At 73.5% G+C, this 2271-nt stretch carries 2 protein-coding genes; one reads left to right on the forward strand and one right to left on the reverse strand.

Going from position 1 to position 2271, the window contains the following annotated elements; translation table 11 throughout:
* Positions 1–18: 18 nt before the first annotated feature.
* On the reverse strand, positions 19–1488 hold the full coding sequence (locus tag FOE67_RS23180) for an MBL fold metallo-hydrolase (RefSeq protein WP_182666787.1): 1470 nt from the start codon (positions 1486–1488) through the stop codon (positions 19–21).
* Positions 1489–1871: 383 nt separating this feature from the next.
* Here FOE67_RS23180 and FOE67_RS23185 point away from each other — a divergent pair.
* Positions 1872–2271: PAS domain-containing protein (locus tag FOE67_RS23185; protein WP_182666788.1), on the forward strand; the 400-nt coding region annotated here is incomplete at its 3' end.

Here is a 2271-nt window from a genome sequence, read left to right on the forward strand (position 1 = left end):
GGTGGTGGGTGGGGGTGCTCACGCGGGGATCTCCTGTCGGTGGTCGGTGGACTCGGTGCCGGTGCCGGTGCCGGTGCCGGTGGTCCCGTGGGTGGCGGTGTCGGTGGGGAGGGCGCACAGCCCGGCCGAGCGGGCGTTGTCGAAGCCGTCGTCGACGGCGACGACGTCCCGGCCCCGGGCGTGGAGCAGGGCGGCGACGACCCCGGCGCGGTAGCCGCCGGCGCAGTGCACCCAGACCCGCCCGGCGGGGATCTCGTCGATCCGTGCGGGGACCTCGTGAATGGGGATGTGGACGGAGCCGGGGATGTGCGCCTCGCGGCGCTCCTGGTTCCGTCGCACGTCCAGGACGACCGTCCCCTCCGGCGTGCCGGAACGGTCGGGGCCGGCGTCCCGTTTTCCGAGGGCTGCGGCGAGATCGGCGAACGTCGCCCGGGCGTGGGAGGCGAGCGGTTCGCCGCCGGCCCACTCCCCCGGTGTCCCGGTGGCCATGGCGGCGGGGCGTTCGATGCCGATGCGGACCATCTCGCGCTGGGCCTCGGCGACATCCCGGGCGGTGGCGCCGAGCAGGACGACGGGGGTCCCCCACGGGATGAGCCAACCCAGGTAGGTGATGAAGGGACCGTCGAGGCCGAAGTTGAGGCTCCCCGTGAGGTGCCCGGCGGCGAAGGCCGTGCGATCGCGCAGGTCCACGACCCATTCCCCGGCCTCGATGCGCCGTCGCAGTTCGGCGGGGTCGGCGACGGACGGCGGGGAGAGGTCCGGCGCCCCCGGGCCGGCGGCGTTGGCGGGCCCCATGTGCGCGTAGTACGCGGGGAAGGCGTCCAGGCCCGCGAGCAGTCGCTCGACGTAGGTCTCCTCGTCGGCGGTCAGCGCGATGTTGTCCTTCTTCTCGCCGCCGATGGTGCCGGTTTCGCCGGTGGCCTGCGTGGCGGAGCAGAAGGATCCGAAGCCGTGCGTGGGGTAGACGGCGGTGTCGTCGGGTAGTTCGTTCGCCAGGCGACGGGCCGAGTGCCACTGGGCGCGCACCAGGGTGTCGGTGTGGGCCGGGCCGAGCAGGTCGGGGCGGCCGGTGGTGCCGTACAGCAGGGAGCCGCCGGTGAAGACCGCCACCTGCTCGCCGTCCGCCTCCAGCGCGTAGGACAGGTGGGTGTGGGTGTGGCCGGGGGTGTGGATCGCCCGGACCCGCATGGTGCCCACCTCGACGACCTCGCCGTCGCGGATGGGGGTGCGTTCGAAGGAGACCTCGTCGTCGGCGTTGACCAGGTACCGGGCGCCGACCTCACGGGCGAGGGCGAGGCCGCCGGTGACGTAGTCGTTGTGGATGTGCGTCTCGAAGACGTGGGTGATGCGCACCCCGAGGGAGTCGGCGAGGTCGGTGACCCGGTCGTAATCGCGCTGCGGGTCGACCACCAGCGCGGTGGTGCCGTCGTGGGCGAGGTGGGTGCGATCTCCGAGGCCGGGGGTCTCGATGGGAAGAACGGTGATCATTCGGCTCTCCTCGGTGGAGACGGGGGTGGGGGCCGGGCTCCGGGGCCGACCGGGCCGTTCCCCCTCCTGTGACTTTTATACCCCGGGGGGTATGCACGTTCCAACCCTAACACCTTCCGCCCCATGCCCCCCGGGGTATCGGGGACGGATGCCGGATCCCCCGGCCGGCGCGGACGCGGTCCGGGAACGACGCGGCGCCACGACCGCACCTCCCCGCCCCCGCCCCGGGGGAGACGGGGGCGTGGACACCGTTTCGGCCGGGAGGTCCGAAACGCGGCGTTCACTCGCCCACCCGGTCGTTCCGGGGAGGCGGGGGGAGCCGGGAGATCGTCTAATGGGGATGTGGAGCACGCTCGCAGTGGTGTCGTGACGGTGGGTGGCGCATGACCGGCTGCCTCGAACCGTGGGGAGCACGCTCGGCGGACCGGGAGGAACCCGCCGAGCTGATGCTCGACGCCGCGGGGGAGATCCTGAACTGCACCCGAAGCGCCGCACGGTTGCTGGGCGGTGCCGCGGAGGAGCTCCGGGGGCACCCCGTGGGTGACTTCTTCGCCCCGCCCTCGACCTGGGTGTGGCTGTCCTCGGATGTCTCCCGCCGGGAGCCCGGGAGCCTCAGGGTGGTGCTGCGCCGACTGGGTGGTGACACGGTGGCGGCGGAGGTGGGCGTCTCCGAACTGCCGGAGGGTTCCCCGCTCCGGTTCGTGGTGCGCTTGTCCGTCGTTCCGGGCACCTCGGAGGCCGGTCCCCCGCCCCCGGAGCGTCGACCCCCGAGGGGCACGATGC

Origin of the sequence: Streptomyces calidiresistens, assembly GCF_014141525.1 — a bacterium.
Classification (GTDB): Bacteria; Actinomycetota; Actinomycetes; order Streptomycetales; family Streptomycetaceae; genus Streptomyces; species Streptomyces calidiresistens.

Bases quoted from the DNA above. Each gene is read 5' to 3' on its own strand.
- FOE67_RS23180 (WP_182666787.1), bottom strand. From the start codon at position 1,488: ATGATCACCGTTCTTCCCATCGAGACCCCCGGCCTCGGAGATCGCACC.